Below are 18075 nucleotides of genomic sequence, written 5' to 3'. Positions count from 1 at the left end.
GCCGCTCATTAATCATCAAAACGGTAGGTTTTCTCCATAATGCTGTTAGCCATCATGGTTTTAATCCATTCAGTGGGTTCCCGTTTACCGCTGCGTTTGTGTGAATAGATTTTCACGGTGAACCTTGGCGCGGGAAACGGCAGTTTGAACAAGTTTACATCGGCGGCTTGTTTGATTTTACTGGCGACGAAGGACGGGATCGCCATCAGCAATTCACTTTCCGCGATAATAAAGGGCGCGCTCAGCATGGATGGCGTTCTAATGGCAATGCGGCGCTTAAGTCCCAGGCGCGCAAGATGGGAATCCAGCAATCCCTGTTTTTCATTCCACGGCGTCACGACCAAATGTCCGGCGGCAAGATAGTCTTGAAGATTCAGGCTACTACGTCGCGTATTGGCAATCACAATAAACTCATCACTGAATAAATCGGTCTCTTCCAGATCGGGATGATGCATGCCGTCGGGCTCGCTAAAACTCAGCGCCATATCGATTTCACCGGCGAGTAATTCAATCAGCGCCGGATTGTGCGGCAAATGGCAGAGTTCAAAACTCAGTTTGGGTGCCGTATTGGTCAGCGCATTCATCAGACCCGGAAACACGCAAAAAGCGGTGTAATCCGTTACCGCAATTCTGAAACAGTCATCACTGGTCAGGGGATCAAAAGGCTGCAGCGGGCTGAGATGCCGATTCAATCCGCTTAGCGTTTCGGCAATATAGGGTGCCAGTTGGCAGGCGTAGACGCTGGGACACATTTTGTGTCCTTCGCGGTAGAACAGCGGATCTTTAAAAAAATCACGTAATCGGGACAACGCGTGGCTAAGTGCCGAGGTACTCAGATTGAGTTCAATCGCCGCCAGCCTGACCGAACCGTGCCTGAAAACTGCGTCGAAAACGGGGAGAAGATTCAAGTCCAGTCGACGCAGAACATGATGCATGAAATTCACCTATCATTGATTTTATTGCACTTATTTCATCGAACAATACCCATTATGCTGAGCAGCATCAATCTGATTAAGAAAGAAAATAATGCATGAAGATGACTATTCGGCCAGCTAATCCTGAAGACGCAGACGCCATCTACGGCATGATTGCCGAGTTGTCGGTTTATGAGCATGGATTGCAGCACTCAGTGACGACTGCAGAAGAGATCAGATCGATGCTATTTAATCCCGACAGTAATAGCGAAGCGCTGATGTGCGAGATTGATGGCTCAACTGCCGGTTATGCGGTGATTACGCGTAGCTACTCGGCGTGGCTTGGGCGTCGCGGGATGTATATGGAGGATTTGTACTTCTCGCCCAATTTTCGTGGTCTGGGCGCAGGCAAAGCGCTGCTGCAGTATGTCGCGCAGCACGCGGTCAATCACCAGTGTAATCGTATTGAGTGGAGTGCATTAGATTGGGATCAGTCCGCCAGAGAGTTCTATCTCAGTATTGATGCGCTGCCGTTAAATGAGTGGGTGCGTTATCGACTCGACGGGGCGGCATTGGAGAAATTCGCTGCTGCCACGCCGCAATCGGTGTTAGGGCTGTAATTAATTTCGTAGGGTGCGCATTCATGCGCACCTGGTCACTGTAAGTTTTAAATCCGGTGCGGGCGTTGACACATCTGCTGCGTCACGGGCCGTCCTCGCGCCGCTAACGCGGTGCCTTCGGCTTCCACGTCGTGCCAACGGACCGTTCGCGGATCGGCCGTCCAGGCCGGCCCCGAACTGCCTCACGCATCCATGCGCGAGGCTCCTGGCCCAACGTAAAAGCCTCAGCGCTGCGGATAGCCCTTTTGCCGCAGCAGACGTGTCAGCGCCTCTGTAAAATGTGCCCTTTTCAATAACACGCACTCGCCGTTGGTTTCAATGACAAGCATTGGTCACCATAAATGGCGACCCTACGGAGTTAAAGCGATTGCAGGAACGTCAGCAGATCCGCGTTGAGCTGATCGGTATGCGTCACTGCAAAGCCGTGCGGTGCGTTGTCATACACTTTCAGCTGCGCACCGGCGATCATTTCGGCGGCGACCTTCCCGGTGGTTTCGAACGGCACGATTTGGTCATTGCTGCCGTGAATCACCAGCGTCGGCACGTCGATTTTCGCCATATCAGGGCGGAAATCGGTCTCGGAGAAGGCGGTAACGCATTCAATGGTGCCTTTCAGCGAGGCCAGCAGCGCAATATTCAATGTCTGCGTCAGCGCGCCATGTGAAACCGTTTGACCGGCGTTAATGCCGTAGAACGGTGTGGCAAAATCACTGATAAACTGCGCGCGATCTTTACGTAAACCCTGACGAATGCCTTCAAACACCGATAAATCGACGCCCGCCGGATAATCATCGGCCTTGCCGAAGATCGGTGTCACCGCGCCCAGCAGCACTAAGCTATCAACCCGCGCTGTGCCGTAATTGTTGATGTAGCGCGTCACATCGCCGCCACCCATTGAGAAACCCACCAGCGTAACGTTTTGCAGATCCAGATGAGTAATCAGGTCGTTAATATCCGATGCAAAGGTGTCGTAGTTGTAGCCTTCCCACGGTTGATCGGAACGCCCAAAGCCCCGGCGATCAAAAGCGATAACGCGATAGCCTTTATCCGCCAGGAAATTCAGCTGGCTATCCCACATATCGCCGTCGAGCGGCCAGCCGTGACTGAACAGCACCGGCTTGCCGGTACCCCAATCTTTGAAATAGATCTGCGTACCATCCTGAGTGTTGAATGTGCTCATGTTCCAGCCTTATTGATGTCGAGAGATGAGAGCGCCTCATTCAGGCGCCACGAGGTAACGAACTTCGGGAAGTGCTGTGCCTTGATGGAATCCCAGCACGCGATTCTGAATCTTTTGATCGTTCATGGTGTAACGCTCGCGCTGACGCAGATGCTCCATCCATGAGCCGACGACAAACGTCTCGACAAAAATGCCGGGCTGCAGCATGTCTTCATACAGCGACCAGTTCAGCGCGCCGCCACGCCGTCTGACGCGACGCATATCCTGCATGCACACCGCAAAGGCATGTGCCTCACTGCGGTTGATCTGATAATGATAGCTGACCATCACCGGCCCACGATCGTGACGAATCTCCAGCTCGGGCAAGGGGTCGCTAACCGTGCTGAGGTCGAGGTTCAAATCCGGATCCTGATCCAGCCGCCAGCGCAGCACCGTCAAACTCGCCAGCAGCATGCCGACGGTGGCGACCGTTAAGGAGAAGGGGATGCTGAATTTTGATGCCAGCTGTCCCCAGATAGCGCTGCCTAACGTCATTGAGCCAAAAAACACCGTTAAATAAACCGCCAGCGCACGGGCTTTCACCCATTTTGCGGCGCTACGTTGCGCGCCAAGATTGAGGGTGGAAAGCACGGCGATCCACGCAAAGCCGGTAAAGAATTCGAACGCATTCAGCAACCAGACGTGACGAATAAACGCCAGCGCCAACATAGTGATGGCAAATATCACGCTCGCCAGCACCATCAGCTGATCGGGATTGAAGCGTTTACGCATACGCGGCAACAGCAGCGCACCGCAAATCGCGCCTACGCCGATGCAACCCAGCATAATGCCGTAGCCCCCTGGCCCGAGGCCCAACTCGCGCCGTGCCACCAGCGGTAGCAACGCCCAACCGGCGCTGCCAAAGACAAAAAAGGCGACTGTGCGTACCAGCACATTACGCAGTACCGGCGCGGCGTGCACATAGCGCACGCCAGCGCGCACCGCCGGGAAGAAGTGTTCTGGCGGTAAACGCTGCACGCTGGGCTGCGCTTTCCAGAGATACAGCACCAGAAACACGCCGAGTACCGAGAGCGTATTCAGCAGAAACACCATCCACGGACCTGCAAACGACAGAATCAGGCCGCCGAGCGCCGGGCCAATCGCGCGACTGATGTTGATGCCAAGCGAGTTGAGCGCGATCGCCGGACCGAGTTCCTCCTTACTGACCAAATCGGGCACGATGGCCTGGAAGGGCGGAGAGCTCATGGCCGCGCCGGTACTCAGCAGGAAGGCGGCAATAAGCAGCACCATTGGCGTCACCAGCCCCGCCCACGACAGCAGTGTCAGGCTCGCGGCGGCAATAAATACCCAAATCTGCGAGAACAGCAGGTATTTACGCCGGTCAACGATATCCGCCATCACGCCGGACGGCAGCGCAAACAGAAACATCGGTAAGCTGCTGGCGGCCTGCACCAGCGCCACCGAGAGCGGATCGGCGCTCAGCGTCAGCATGGTCCAGTTAACGCCCACGTCGTTCATCCATGAACCGACATTGGAGACCACGGTAGCGATCCACAGCATGCGGAACACGCGCTGGCGCAGCGGCTGCCACGGTGAAACCGTCTGCGGAACGGGCGGGAGATCCGCCTCCGCGATGTCATGAATGTCATTAACCTGCGCCACGTTCAACCTCCGCAACTCCGCCAAACACGCGCCAGCGACCGGGGCCGGTCAGCGCCAGCGTGGTGAAGATGATCAGTAGCAGCCAGCCAAACTGACCTTCCGCTATGCTCCAGCCGGGATGGACAAACAGCATCGCCACCAGCAGCACGCCGATAATTGGCAGGCAGGCGAGGCGAGTAAAAACGCCAAGCAGGATAAACAGCGGGCAGACCACTTCAGCAACGATCGCCGCCAGCAGGCTGAGGTAAGCACCAAGGCCAAACGGATCCTCGATACGCGTCAGTTCTTCACTGAAATGGAATACCTTCGGCAAGCCGTGCACGTGCAGCAACAGCAGGCAGCCGGTAAGGCGCAGGAAGAACAGCCCCGCATCAATGCGGGGCGGCTGAGAGAGTGAATGTTTCATGGTTAGAAGGCGAAGCAGCTGCAGCCGAGCGCGCCCCAGAAGGCGTTCTCTTCCGAAACCGGCAGGTTGGCACCGCGCGCAATCTCATGGGAATGCGTATGCACGCCGCACGGGCCGCTGCAGTGATGCGCTTGCGGCATCATGCCAACGCGCGTGGTGGCGGTGGGCGGCGCGCTGCGATAGTGGCCGGGAACCTTGACCACCGGCGACCATTCCGGCAGCACCGGAATTGAGGGCGGCGCTTCGGAACTGAAGGATCCTGCGGCATAGACGATGTTCCCGTCGACCAGGGTCAGCACCGACTCAATGCCTTTGATCTCCTCCTCAGGCACGCTGAAGTAATCTTTGCTCAGCACCACCATGTCGGCCAACTGGCCGATTTTAATCTGGCCTTTCTTGCCTTGCTCGCTGGAGAACCAGGCGCTGCCCTGTGTCCACAACATCAGCGCCGTATCGCGATCGAGGCGCGCGTTAACGTCATACATCTGCATGCCGCCCACGGTGCGTCCCGACACCAGCCAGTAAAGCGCGGTCCACGGGTTGTAACTCGCCACGCGGGTGGCATCGGTTCCCAAACCCACCGGCACGCCGGTCTCGAGCATGCGCGCCACCGGCGGCGTATGGCGAGTCGCCTCAATGCCATATCGCTCGGCAAAGTATTCGCCCTGGAACGCCATGCGATGCTGAACGGCAATGCCGCCGCCCAGCTCTTTAATGCGGTCAAGGTTACGCTGCGTCACGGTTTCGGCGTGATCGAAGAACCAGTGCAGCCCGTTGAACGGAATGTCGCGGTTCACTTTCTCAAACACATCCAGCATGCGGCTGATCGATTCATCGTAAGTGGCGTGCAGGCGGAACGGCCAGCGGTGTTCCACCAGATGGCGCACCACGCGCTCCAGCTCATCTTCCATACCGGGCGCCAGATCCGGACGCGGTTCGAGGAAATCTTCAAAATCGGCGGCGGAGAACACCAGCATTTCACCGGCACCATTGTGTCGGAAATAGTCGCTGCCCTGGCCCGGCGTCAGCATATCGGTCCACTTTTCGAAATCTTCCAACTCGTGGCCCGGACGCTGAGTAAACAGGTTGTAGGCGATACGCAGCGTCATCTGCTTCTTCTCATGCAGCTCGGCAATGACTTCGTAATCTTCGGGATAGTTCTGGAAACCGCCGCCCGCATCAATCGCGCTGGTCAGGCCGAGGCGGTTCAACTCGCGCATAAACTGGCGGGTGGAATTGACCTGCTGCTCCAGCGGCAGTTTTGGCCCTTTCGCCAGCGTGGCGTAAAGGATCATGGCGTTCGGGCGCGCAATCAGCATGCCGGTTGGGTTGCCATTGCTGTCGCGTTGGATCTCGCCGCCCGGCGGATTGGGCGTGTCTTTGGTATAGCCCACCACTTTCAACGCGGCGCGGTTGAGCAGGGCGCGGTCATACAGATGCAGGATAAACACCGGCGTATCGGGCGCGGCTTCATTGATCTCATCCAGCGTCGGCATGCGACGCTCGGCAAATTGAAACTCGGTCCAGCCGCCCACCACGCGCACCCACTGTGGCGATGGCGTGCGCAGCGCCTGTTCACGCAGCATGCGCAGTGCATCGGCGATGGAGGGCACGCCTTCCCAGCGCAATTCGAGATTGTAATTGAGGCCGCCACGGATCAGGTGCAGGTGGGAATCATTCAGGCCGGGAATGGCGGTATGACCTTTGAGGTCAATCACTTTGGTGCCTTCGCAGTGATGCTGCATCACGTCGGCCAGACTGCCCACTTCGAGAAATTTGCCATCGCGCATCGCCACGGCCTCGGCAATCGGGTTACCGCGATCGACGGTATGAAACCGCCCATTAGTCAAAATGATATCTGCTTTACCTAACGTAACCATAAAACCTCCTGAATGAGATGTCCTGCCAATTGCGCAGGTGAAATGCGTGGAGGGATTATGTTCAGGAGGTCTGGAAAGCGTCTAGTTATACAAAAGGATAGGTATACCTTCGTATAGTTATACCTTTAGATAATAGTTCGTGTGCCTAAAGGTTCCTACACTGCGTCCAGACATTCACCTCAATGGGCATACAAAAATGACAACCAGTAAATTAGAAGTACTGACGCCGCACAACTGCCAGATCATCTTCATTGACCAGCAGCCGCAAATGGCCTTTGGCGTGCAGTCCATCGACCGTCAGGTATTGAAAAATAACGTGGTGGCGCTGGCGAAAGCGGCGAAGGTTTTCAACATTCCTACCGTGCTGACCACGGTGGAGACCGAGAGCTTCTCAGGTAACACCTTCCCGGAGCTGCTGGATGTGTTCCCAGGCCAGGACATTCTTGAGCGTACCTCAATGAACTCGTGGGATGACCAGAAAGTGCGTGACGCCCTGGCGGCCAACGGTAAAAAGAAAATTGTGGTTTCCGGCCTGTGGACCGAAGTGTGTAACAACACTTTCGCGCTGTGCGCCATGCTGGAAGGCGATTATGAAATCTATATGGTGGCTGATGCTTCAGGCGGCACCACCAAAGAAGCCCACGACTATGCCATGCAGCGCATGATTCAGGCGGGCGTGATCCCGATGACCTGGCAGCAGGTGATGCTGGAGTGGCAGCGCGACTGGGCGCACAAAGAGACCTACAACGCGGTGATGGATATCGCCAAAGAGCACTCCGGCGCTTACGGCATCGGCGTGGATTACGCATACACCATGGTGCACAAAGCGCCGTCGCGTCAGAAGAGCGAGCATCGCACGCTGGCGCCGGTTCCTGCACCCGTTCGCTAAATCGTCACGCAGGCGAGCGCTATCGGGCTCGCCTTTCTTTTGTAAGGAGGACCGGTGAATCCTTTACTGATTTCTCTGGCTGCGGGCGTGTTTATCGGCCTGATTTACGCCTTACTCAACGTGCGATCGCCAGCACCGCCCGCCGTGGCGCTGGTGGGATTGCTGGGCATGATCGTGGGCAGCTCGCTGGGCGGAAAATTGACGCATCCCATGGCCGCCGCTGCGCCAGTTGATAAAACGCAGCACGCGATTGCCGCTGAGAAGCCGTCACACTCCGCCACGCTCACGCCAAAACAGGCGGGATGAACATGCTGAAAACCTATGCGATTTCGCTCTCCGTCGGCATTTTAGTCGGCATCATTTATGCCGTTATCGACGTCAATTCCCCGGCGCCGCCAGTGATTGCGCTACTTGGCCTGTTTGGTATGCTGGTCGGCGAACAGATTATCCCGCTGTGCAAGCGCCTGATTAACCGTCAACCGGTAACGCTGGCCTGGTTTCGTCATGAGTGCGTGCCTAAAATCAGCGGCACGCCGCCGCCCAGTGACAAAACCTCCTGAGGACGCGCCGCAGGGAGTGAATAATAATTAAGGAACACAGCATGCAGCTGTCGCAGCGCATTGTCGTTGTTGATGATGAACGATCTGTTCGCAGTGGTTTATGCAATCTGCTTCAGTCGGAAGGATACGCAACGCAGGCATTTGAGTCGGCTGAAGCGCTATTGGCGGACGAGACGGCGCTGCACGACGCTGCGCTGTTTATTATTGATGTTGAGCTCAACGGCATGTCGGGCTTTGAGTTGTTCCGTGCGCTGATAGAGCGTCTCGAGAACCCACCCGGTATCATCATCTCCGGCAACGGCGATGAGAATATGCTCTGGTATGCCATCAATCTAGGCGCGATAACCTTTATGCGAAAGCCCATTGATATCGACCTGCTGTTTGAACATATCCGCCTGGCGTTTTCCTCCCAGGCGGCGCGCCAATGAGCACGCTTTTCCTGTCGTTAAATATCTCGGATGACGCGGCGCTGGTGCTGGCGGATGACATCGTTTTCACCCCGCTGGCGCAGGAAGGACAAGTTGAGTGGATCGAATGCCGCCACTTGATTTCCGGCGAGTGCTTTGTGCTGGCTACGGCGGCGGCCGAAGAGGCGGTGTTTCCGGTGACGCAACTGCTGAAAAATGAGTATGCGCTGCGCACCTTATTAGCCGAGAGCTGGGCGCTAAAACCGCTGCGCCACACCTTATATCAAGGGCGCTACGCGCTGATTTATCCCGCTTTCCGCTACCAAACGCTGGCGGATTATCTGCGCCTGCCTGCCGGGAAAATCCAGAAGTTCATCAGCTGCGCCGTCCTACTGTGCAATGCGCTCAGCAAGCTGCATCAGCAAGGTTTGGTGCACGGCGACATCAAACCGGCCAATTTCTTCTTCACCGACCAGGGCGACGTGGTGCTGGGCGGCTTTGGCCTGGCGTTTATGGAAGCGGACTCACAGCAGCCGCTGCGCGCCGCGGTGACAGGCGGAACGCTGGCCTACATGTCGCCGGAACATACTTCGCGCACCGCGCATGCGGTTAGCCGGGTCAGCGATCTCTACAGCCTTGGCATTGTGCTTTACGAATTGCTCACCGGCAGGCTTCCCTACGGCAGCGCCGAAGGGGGCGCGGCCGAATGGGTGCATCATCACATTGCCTCCGAAGCGCTGCCGCCGCACCGGCTGCGCAAAGACGTGCCGCTGGTGCTCTCGTCCCTCATTTTACGACTGCTGACCAAATCGCCGGAACAGCGTTATCAAACTGTCGAGGGCGTGCTGGCCGATCTGCGACGCTGCGAATCCAACTTAATGCCTGATGGCCTGGTCGAATCCTTTGCGCTGGGCTTACAGGATGTGCCGACCTCGACGCTATCCTCTGATGTGCTGTACAGCGACCATGCTCAGGCCAGTGAGATGCTGGCGGCGTTTGATGAGGTGAGCAGCAGCGGGAAACACTGCATGGTGGCGATTAGCGGCGCGCCCGGCTCTGGAAAATCGTCGCTGATTGCCTCGGCGCTTAAAATCCTGCGGGAAAAAAATGCGCTGCTAACGGTGACCAAAGCCGATCAGCACTCACCCATTTTGCCCTATGCGGTCTTTACCTCAGCGTTTCAATCGTTGACGCTGCATCTGCTCGGGTTGCCCGCCGCAGAGATGGCGCGCTGGAAAACACACATCACGCGTCAGCTGGGGCATTATGTCGGGCTGGCGGTCAATCTGGTGCCCGAGCTGGGCATCTTGCTCAACCACAAAGCCAGCGTGCAGGCGGATGCGCGCTCGCTGGATGCGCGCAATCGCCTGAATCTGGTGGCCTGCAGCCTGGTGAAAGCCTTTACGGTACCGGGGCGGCCGCTGATCCTGTTGATTGATGACGTGCACTGGGCCGATCAGGCGACTTTGCAGCTGTTGCAGAATCTGCTGCGTTCCAGCGACGATATTCCCTTGTTGCTGGTAATCTCTCACCGCGATCACGCTTCGTTGCCCTGTCCGACGGTGGTCGCCAGCCTTGATCGGATTCGTGCAGCCGCCACGCGCATTGTGGATGTGACGCCCGATCCGCTGTCGGTGAAAAATATCGCCAGCTGGCTGGCCGGCATTTTTCACACGCGCAGTGTAGAGACCGCAGAGCTGGCGCAGATTATTCATGAAAAAACCGCCGGGAATCCGCTCGCCACGCGTGAGTTTTACCGCCAGGCGGTGCGCGATCATCACATCACGCACATCGCATCCCATAAATGGACCTACAATCCGCACGCGCTGAGAAACAGCCATTACACCGCGAACGTTGCAGCCAGCGTGCTGCAACAGCTGCAGTTGCTCGCGCTGCCGGTGCGCCAGCTGCTGGGCCGATTGGCCTGCATCGGCAGCAGCGGCGATCTGCCGGTATTGGCCGGCATTCTGCAGACAGCGGTTAGCGCGATTCATGTCACGCTGCGACCTGCGGCCGAGGCGCGGTTGATCTCGCTGACCGATCACAGCTACGCCTTTATGCATGACAGCATGCATGAGGCCGCGCTGAAGTTGCTGTCGTCGGCAGCAAAAGATGATTTTCACTTTGCCGCCGCCCGCTATTACATGCAGGCCGCGCGCGAGGATAATGCGCATGCGCTGCTGTTCAGTGCCGCGCATCACACCATCACGCTGCAAAACCGCGCACTTTTAACGCCTGAAGCCGCTGCGTTCGGTCTGCTGTTACTCAACGCCACCCGACGCGCGAAGATTATGGGCGATTACGCTTCCGCGCTGCGCTTCTTACACACCGCCCGCGCGCTCAACGCAGAATCAGGCGCGGAGGAGGGCGGCGTAATTTTGTTTGAGCAAGCAGAGTGTGAGTTTCTAAGCGGCAACTTATCGGGCGCGCTGGCGTTGAGCTCTGAGATTCTCGCCACGCCCGGCGCGGTCACCGATAAAGCCGAAGCCGCGACGCTGATTGCGGAAATTCATATGCGTCAGTCCGACAGTCAGCTGGCGCTGGAAACCGCGCTGGCCTGGCTGGCGGTGTTTGGCATTCATCTAAACCGCTATCCGGATAAAGCCGAATGCGATGCCGCCCGGCAATTGCTGAAAAAGGATGTCGGCAAAAATCCCTACACGCGTTTCCGTTCTCTGCCGCGAGTGACCTGCCATAAAACCGAAGCCGTGATGAATCTGATGGCCAGCGCCAGCACCTTCGCCGCCTTTATCAGCCCACGCTTGCAGTTCATTATCCTGTGCAAACTTCTGCACCTGACAATGGAGAAGGGTATCAGCGGAGCTTCCACGTTGGCGCTTGCGTGGTACGGCGTGGTGTGTGGCGATCAGTTCGATGAATATAGCCGTGGCTTTGCCAGCGCGCTGCTGGCCCGCGAGCTGGTGTATAAGCACGATTTCGTCAGCTATAAAGCGCGTACGCTGATGCCGCTGGATCAGGTGAGCGTCTGGACCATGCCGCTGAGTTATGCCATTGAGTGCGCAAAAGCGACCTTTGATGTGGCGGTCGATATTGGCGATCGCACCTCGGCGTGTCTGGCGCTGCGTCACCTCACCATGAACTGCCTGGCGCGCGGTGACCATCTTGATGGGGTGCATACCTCGATCATGCGCGGCATGGTATATGTGCGCAAAGCGCAATATCGCGATGTGGAAGTGATTCTCGGCATGCAGCTGGATTACGTGATGTTCCTGCGTAAACCCGTCGGTGAGACATTGTCCGGCGATGATTTCAGTGCACCTGCGTTAAACGTGGTGCAACCGGAACACGCTATTGAACCGCTGTATCTGATGCAGTTCTGGGCGCGACTGTATAAAGGCATGGCGCATTTCTTTGCTGGTGAGTATGCCGCTGCCCATCGCCAGTTCAATGACGCCGCGCCGCTGACAGATGTGATTCCCGGCCATGTGCATATGCTGGATTTTCATCTTTATAGCGCGCTTTCGCTCACTATACCGCTGCAACCGAATGAGCTTGATGCCACGCAGCGGCAGCAACTGCAGCGCCATCTCGAAAGAATCATGACCTGGTCAGCGGAGAACCCGGGCACCTTTGCCGACAAGGAAGCGCTGCTGCGCGCTGAACTGCTCAGGCTGGAGGATAACAGCGGTGCGGCGCTGGAGCAGTTTGAAAAAGCCATTGAGCTGTCGCGCAAAGGTCAGTTCCATCCGATCAACGGCCTGGCATGCGAACTGGCCGCGCGCTGCGCCAATGCGCGCGGCATGGCGTTCGCCGCCGAGGGATATATCAAAGGCGCGCTTGCCGCATGGGATCGCTGGGGCGCGGGTGCCAAGGTGCGCCAGCTTGAAATGCACTATCCGCATCTGGCGGCGCAACCGTTGCAGACCGCGTTAAATACCGTGACCTTTGAACAGAGCGCGGCGATCAGCGACCTGCAAAGCATGGTGACCGCGATGCGCGCGTTAACCGAAGAGATCAATCTTGATCGGCTGATCCATATTTTGATGATGATGCTGGTGGAGCGCGCTGGGGCGCAGCACTGTATTTTGATTCGTCTTATCGACGGCAATGTGCCGGAAATTCAGGCCCGCGCTTCCTCTACGGTGGAAGGCGTCAGAGTCAAAATCGTCAATGAACTGCCGGTGGCGACCGATCTGCCGCTGTCGATTCTCTCGGCGGTGATCCGCACCGGACAAGAAATCCGTACCGGCAGACCGGAAGTTTTCAGTCCGTTTAGTCAGGATAACTATCTGGTCGCCTCCGGCGCGGCGGTGATGTGCGTACCGATGTTCCGCCAGGCGCAAATGGTGGGGGTGCTTTACCTGGAAAACCGGCTGATGCCTGACGTTTTCACCGCTGAGCACTCGCGCATTGTCTCGATGTTAGGTGCGCAGGCCGCAGTCTCCCTGGAAACGGCGCGGCTGTATGCCGAGCTGGTGGAAGAGAACATCCAGCGGCGGAAAATTGAAAAACAGCTGCGCGCCAGCCAGACATCCCTGATGCTGGGTGAAAAAATCAGTAATACCGGCACCTGGCACTGGCATTTGGGTCCGGACATTCAGCTGATATCGGATGAATATAAACGCATCATGGGGTTGCCCGCCGGGCAGGTGAGTACCTCGATGGCGGAGTTTCAGCGGCGGGTACATCCAGATGATATTCAGTGCCTGAAAGCGCTGATTGAATCCAGCGTGGCGCAGGGCGTGAGCATGCAGGCTGAATTCCGCATCATTCGTGATGACGGCGAATGCCGTTACATCAAAGGCATCGGTGAGCCGGTGGAGAACTGGCCGGAGGTCGCCGAATATTTCGGTACGCTGACGGATATCACCGCGCAGCGTCAGTCTGAGGATGCCGCCAGGATTGCGCAGGCAGAGCTGGCGCGCGTGGCGCGCGCTACCACGGTAGGACAACTCACCTCATCGATCGCCCATGAAATCAATCAGCCGCTGATGTCGATTGTGGCCAATGCCGGTGCCAGCCTGCGCTGGTTGAAACGCGAACCGGCTCAACTCGACAAAGCCAGCGAAAGCATCGAGGAGATCATTAACGAAGGGCGGCGCGCCGGCGAAATTATTCGCGGCCTGCAGTCACTGACGCGCAATAATGTCGCGGAGTATGGCGCAGCCAGGCTGCATCTGCTGGCGCGCGATATTTTAACCTTGTCGCGTCTGGAACTTGAGCGCCGCTTCGTGGCGTTGGAACTGGATATCAGAGCAGAGTGGGATGAGGTATTTTGCGAGCGCGTACAGATTCAGCAGGTGCTGTTGAATCTGGTGATTAATGCCATTGAGGCGATGGCCGATAATTCAGGGGCACGTATCTTGCGGCTCTCATCCTCTAATCCTGACGCTAATCTTATTCGTATTGAGGTTGCCGACAACGGCACCGGCTTATCGGCAGAGGTTATCGGCAAGATCTTCGACTCGTTCTATACCACCAAAGCGGAAGGGATGGGAATGGGCCTGACCATCAGTAACGAAATCATCAAACGTCATGGTGGAGTGCTAAGTGCGGAAAACCGCCTGCAGGGTGGCAGCGTATTTAGCTTTATCTTACCGCTTAATGCAGGGAAATAGTGTATCTGTGCCTCCCGCGCTATTCCGCGGGAGGATTGTTGAGTAGTTATCGTTATAAAGCCTGACGTTATTCATCTTGCAGTAAATGAAGTTTCTCGGCGGCTCTGACTAATTCTGAAACCGAGCGCACCGCCATTTTTTCCATCACACGGCGTTTATGCACTTTTGCCGTAATTTCACTGATGCCCATCTCAGCGGCAATTTGCTTATTTAATAAACCGCGAATAACAAACTGCATTAATTCCATTTCGCGTGGCGTTAAAGAGTGATAACGCCCGGTGAGGACAATTCTTTCCTGTGAAAGTGCCGCGCTTTTTTCAGCCAGCGCCATGGCAGCGGATACCACTTGCATCAGCTCATCCGGCATCACCGGTTTAGTGAGAAACTCAAAGGCGCCCGCCTTCATGGCGCGGACCGTCAGGGGAATGGTACCAAAGCCGGTGAGGAATATAGTGGGAAGGGTGTAGCCGCGTGCGGTGAGATGGTGCGAGACATCAAAGCCGTCGAGGCCCGGCATATTCATATCGACAATTAAACAGCTCGGAATATGGTAATGCGGCTGATTTAAAAATTCAGCGGGGGAAGTAAAGGTCGAGATCAGGTAGCCTTCTGAGCTCAGAAGATTTTGCAGCGCGTTGGTGACCGCAGGATCATCGTCAACAATATAAATCGTTCTATCCATAAAAACTCATTCAGACTCTTACGAGTTCTATTCACTACATGCGAACTAATATACCCGCAAAATAGTCTCTTAGGAATGGCGAAAAACTTATAGGTGAAAGTGATTATCTGCTGCGCTATTCGGTCTAAAAAGGGTGAGGATGAAAAGCCATGCACTCACCCGCCATTCTTAAGGTAATAACTGCGTAACCTTAAGGTTCTTCAATCCGCGATACCTTTAAGGTGGTTTGATCGCCACGCCCATACACTTTTCCGCTGACGCGAACTTTATCACTCGCTGAATAGGTTTTCTCTTTGAATGCGGGTTGCTCAGCATTAATGATAATCGTGCCGGTATCATCACGGAATTTATAGCTATCACCTTTCAGCTTTTCAATAATATGGCCTTCGAGCGTGACATAGCCGCCCTGACGGAAATCACGAATACGTGAAATCGGTGTTTGCGCGGTATCTTCCGAACCTTTATAACCGGCATCTTGATTCTGCTGCGGCGGTGCTGTTTCGCCTGATTTATAGCCGCCTTCTGCTGCGCTTACGCCGACGCTGAACATCATGATTACCGAAGCTAAAACAAACTGTTTCATACGCTCTCCATGGATTTTCCTGCTCACACGGTGTTAAGTCTGGCACAAATAAGCGTGGCTGCACGACAAACGCAGCGCTATTTATCAGGATTAATCTCATTAATAAAAAATTAATTAAACGGTTCGCTTAAAATAACCTCGCTTTAAATCAAGCTCATTAATCTCTTTAAACATCATTTATAAGCGAAGCGGAATTTTAACGCTATTTTTGCTCTACAGTTAATAGGGTCTTAACTGGAGGAGCATGTGAAATGTCGAAAGATAAAAAAGAACAGAATTTAACCCATACCGCGCCGCACAAAGGGCCAGAAACCTCGGAGCCGGGTTTAGGCGACTTAGCGCCGCATGATGGTGGACATAAACCTGCCGCCGAACCTACACCGCCGGGCAAACAGCCCACCGCGCCTGGCAGCCTCAAAGCGCCCGCAACGCAAAACGACAAGCTTGAGCAGCTCGATGAGTACCGTAAAAATGGTGAAAACGCTGACCTGACCACCAATCAGGGCACGCGCATCGCCAACGATCAGAACTCACTGCGTGCCGGTTCACGCGGCCCCACGCTGCTTGAAGATTTCATCATGCGCGAAAAAATCACGCATTTTGACCACGAACGCATACCTGAACGTATCGTGCATGCGCGCGGTTCGGCGGCACACGGCTATTTCCAGCCTTACCGCTCGCTGGAAAAACTGACCAAAGCAGGCTTCCTCAGCGATGCCGAAAAAATCACACCCGTCTTCGTGCGTTTTTCCACCGTGCAAGGTGGCGCAGGATCGGCTGATACGGTGCGCGACATCCGTGGATTCGCCACCAAGTTCTATACCGATGAGGGCGTATTTGATTTAGTCGGCAACAATACGCCGGTGTTTTTCATTCAGGATGCGCATAAATTCCCGGACTTTGTGCATGCGGTGAAACCCGAGCCGCACAACGAAATTCCGCAAGGGCAGAGCGCGCATGACACTTTCTGGGATTATGTGTCGCTGCAACCGGAAACGCTGCACAACGTCATCTGGGCGATGTCGGATCGCGGCATTCCGCGCAGCTATCGCACCATGGAAGGCTTCGGTATCCATACTTTCCGCCTGATTAACGCTGAGGGTAAATCCACCTTCGTGCGTTTCCACTGGAAACCGGTGGCGGGCAAAGCGTCGCTGCTGTGGGATGAGGCGCAGAAGCTGACCGGCCGCGATCCTGACTTCCACCGTCGCGATCTGTGGGAAGCGATTGAAGCCGGCGATTTCCCGGAATATGAGCTGGGTCTGCAGCTGATTCCGGAAGAGGATGAGTTCAAGTTCGATTTCGACATTCTTGATGCCACCAAACTGATTCCGGAAGAGCTGGTGCCGGTCGAGTTGGTCGGCAAAATGGTGCTCAACCGCAATCCGGACAACTTCTTCGCCGAAACCGAACAGGTGGCGTTCCATCCGGGCCACATTGTGCCGGGGCTGGATTTCAGCAATGATCCGCTGCTGCAGGGCCGTTTGTTCTCCTACACCGATACGCAAATCAGCCGTTTGGGTGGGCCGAACTTCCACGAGATTCCGATCAATCGTCCGGTTTGCCCGTACCACAACTTCCAGCGTCAGGGCATGCATCGTACGGAAATCGATACCAATCCGGCCAACTACGAACCGAACTCCATCAACAACAACTGGCCGCGTGAAGTGCCGCCAGCGGCGAAACAGGGCGGATTTGAGAGTTATCAGGAACGCATTGAAGGCAGCAAGGTGCGCGAGCGCAGCCCATCGTTTGGCGAATATTACTCACAGCCACGGCTGTTTTGGCTGAGCCAGACGGCGGAAGAGCAGCAGCACATTATTGGCGCTTACTCGTTTGAGCTCAGTAAGGTGGCGCGCCCTTATATCCGTGAACGCGTGGTCGATCATCTGCTGCAGATTGATATCACGCTGGCGCAGGCCGTGGCGAAAAATCTCGGTCTGAAGCTAAGTGATGAGCAGCTGAAAACCGCGCCGCCGAAGGATGTCAATGGACTGCAAAAGGACGAAAGTCTCAGTCTTTACGCACAACCGAGCGGCGATATTAAAGGTCGTCAGGTCGCGTTACTGTTGAGTGATGGTGTGAAAGCTGCCGACGTGCTGGCGATTCTGCAGGCGCTAAAAGCGCAGGGCGTGCATGCCAAAATCCTGGCGGCACATATGGGGCAAGTGCTGGCTGATGACGGTTCGGTGCTGCCGATAGATGCCACCTTTACCGGTCTTCCTTCGCTGACCTTTGATGCGGTGATTGTACCGGATGGCAATATTGATGCGTTGCTGCTGAGTGGCGATGCGCGCTATTTCCTGCTGGAAGCGTATAAGCATCTCAAAGCCATTGGTCTGAGCGGTGATGCGCGCCGGTTTAAAGCGCAGTTCAACGTGCAGGATAATGAAACCGAAGAAGGGCTGGTGGAAGCGGTGAAAGCCGAAGGCAGCTTTATGGCGGATTTCCTCGCGTTGATGGCATCTCATCGCGTCTGGTCGCGCAGTAAAAAAGCGCTGACCGTCGCAGCATAAAACTTCAGGGCGGCGCTTTCTGCTCCGTCCGTTTTCCCTGCATCTCAAATAAAAAAAGCCCGCAATTTGCGGGCTGGTCGATGTGACTACCGAATGATCTCGTTGTAAACGCGTGCCGTAGTGCAGCCACTGTGTGTGGTGGAGCTATACTACAGTAATATCTGGTTACTGGTCATATGAGTTATCGATGGTCCGAA

General features: G+C 55.8%; 14 protein-coding genes. 7 read left to right on the top strand and 7 right to left on the bottom strand.

Going from position 1 to position 18075, the window contains the following annotated elements:
- Nucleotides 1-8: 8 nt before the first annotated feature.
- Nucleotides 9-935: a LysR family transcriptional regulator gene (locus BM323_RS01500; RefSeq protein ID WP_008102781.1), complete on the bottom strand. Its 927-nt coding sequence runs from the start codon at nt 933-935 to the stop codon at nt 9-11.
- 95 nt (nt 936-1030) lie between these two features.
- Between BM323_RS01500 and BM323_RS01495 the strand changes: the two genes are divergently transcribed.
- Nucleotides 1031-1534 carry a GNAT family N-acetyltransferase gene (locus tag BM323_RS01495; protein ID WP_008102783.1) on the top strand — a complete coding sequence of 168 codons (504 nt, stop codon included), beginning with the start codon at nt 1031-1033 and terminating at the stop codon, nt 1532-1534.
- A 358-nt stretch (nt 1535-1892) separates the two neighbouring features.
- Here BM323_RS01495 and BM323_RS01490 read toward each other — a convergent pair whose 3' ends face one another.
- The 4 genes from BM323_RS01490 to BM323_RS01475 are packed head-to-tail and all read right to left on the bottom strand — an operon-like array spanning nt 1893 to nt 6662.
- On the bottom strand, nt 1893-2714 hold the full coding sequence (locus BM323_RS01490) for an alpha/beta fold hydrolase (protein ID WP_008102785.1): 822 nt from the start codon (nt 2712-2714) through the stop codon (nt 1893-1895).
- A 36-nt stretch (nt 2715-2750) separates the two neighbouring features.
- Nucleotides 2751-4376 carry an MFS transporter gene (locus BM323_RS01485; RefSeq protein WP_008102788.1) on the bottom strand — a complete coding sequence of 542 codons (1626 nt, stop codon included), beginning with the start codon at nt 4374-4376 and terminating at the stop codon, nt 2751-2753.
- On the bottom strand, nt 4363-4782 hold the full coding sequence (locus BM323_RS01480; protein ID WP_008102790.1) for a DoxX family protein: 420 nt from the start codon (nt 4780-4782) through the stop codon (nt 4363-4365). Before BM323_RS01480 ends, BM323_RS01485 begins: the two co-directional genes overlap by 14 nt.
- Before the next feature lie 2 nt (nt 4783-4784).
- Nucleotides 4785-6662 carry an amidohydrolase gene (locus BM323_RS01475; RefSeq protein ID WP_008102792.1) on the bottom strand — a complete coding sequence of 626 codons (1878 nt, stop codon included), beginning with the start codon at nt 6660-6662 and terminating at the stop codon, nt 4785-4787.
- Nucleotides 6663-6858: 196 nt separating this feature from the next.
- Between BM323_RS01475 and BM323_RS01470 the strand changes: the two genes are divergently transcribed.
- The 5 genes from BM323_RS01470 to BM323_RS01450 are packed head-to-tail and all read left to right on the top strand — an operon-like array spanning nt 6859 to nt 14097.
- Nucleotides 6859-7551 carry a hydrolase gene (locus BM323_RS01470; protein ID WP_008102794.1) on the top strand — a complete coding sequence of 231 codons (693 nt, stop codon included), beginning with the start codon at nt 6859-6861 and terminating at the stop codon, nt 7549-7551.
- Between the two features lie 54 nt (nt 7552-7605).
- Nucleotides 7606-7857 carry a DUF1427 family protein gene (locus BM323_RS01465; RefSeq protein ID WP_008102797.1) on the top strand — a complete coding sequence of 84 codons (252 nt, stop codon included), beginning with the start codon at nt 7606-7608 and terminating at the stop codon, nt 7855-7857.
- Nucleotides 7858-7859: 2 nt separating this feature from the next.
- Nucleotides 7860-8111, top strand: coding sequence for a XapX domain-containing protein (locus BM323_RS01460; protein ID WP_008102799.1), 252 nt, complete (start codon nt 7860-7862; stop codon nt 8109-8111).
- Between the two features lie 41 nt (nt 8112-8152).
- On the top strand, nt 8153-8539 hold the full coding sequence (locus BM323_RS01455; protein ID WP_008102802.1) for a response regulator transcription factor: 387 nt from the start codon (nt 8153-8155) through the stop codon (nt 8537-8539).
- Complete coding sequence (locus BM323_RS01450; protein WP_008102804.1) at nt 8536-14097, top strand: trifunctional serine/threonine-protein kinase/ATP-binding protein/sensor histidine kinase; 5562 nt, start codon at nt 8536-8538, stop codon at nt 14095-14097. Before BM323_RS01455 ends, BM323_RS01450 begins: the two co-directional genes overlap by 4 nt.
- Before the next feature lie 67 nt (nt 14098-14164).
- Here the strand turns inward: BM323_RS01450 and BM323_RS01445 are convergent, their stop codons facing one another.
- Together BM323_RS01445 and BM323_RS01440 are read right to left on the bottom strand one after the other, a co-directional pair.
- Entirely contained in the window at nt 14165-14779 is a 615-nt protein-coding gene (locus tag BM323_RS01445) for a response regulator transcription factor (RefSeq protein ID WP_008102806.1), read from the bottom strand.
- A 190-nt stretch (nt 14780-14969) separates the two neighbouring features.
- Nucleotides 14970-15362, bottom strand: a complete 393-nt coding sequence (locus tag BM323_RS01440; RefSeq protein ID WP_008102808.1) for a YgiW/YdeI family stress tolerance OB fold protein — start codon at nt 15360-15362, stop codon at nt 14970-14972.
- A 251-nt stretch (nt 15363-15613) separates the two neighbouring features.
- Here BM323_RS01440 and katE point away from each other — a divergent pair, with 251 nt between their 5' ends.
- Nucleotides 15614-17878: a catalase HPII gene (katE, locus tag BM323_RS01435; protein WP_008102810.1), complete on the top strand. Its 2265-nt coding sequence runs from the start codon at nt 15614-15616 to the stop codon at nt 17876-17878.
- Nucleotides 17879-18075 lie beyond the last annotated feature (197 nt).

This window comes from Pantoea sp. YR525 (genome assembly GCF_900116775.1).
Lineage (GTDB): Bacteria > Pseudomonadota > Gammaproteobacteria > Enterobacterales > Enterobacteriaceae > Pantoea > Pantoea symbiotica.
This window is presented reverse-complemented; position numbering and strand designations above follow the sequence as displayed.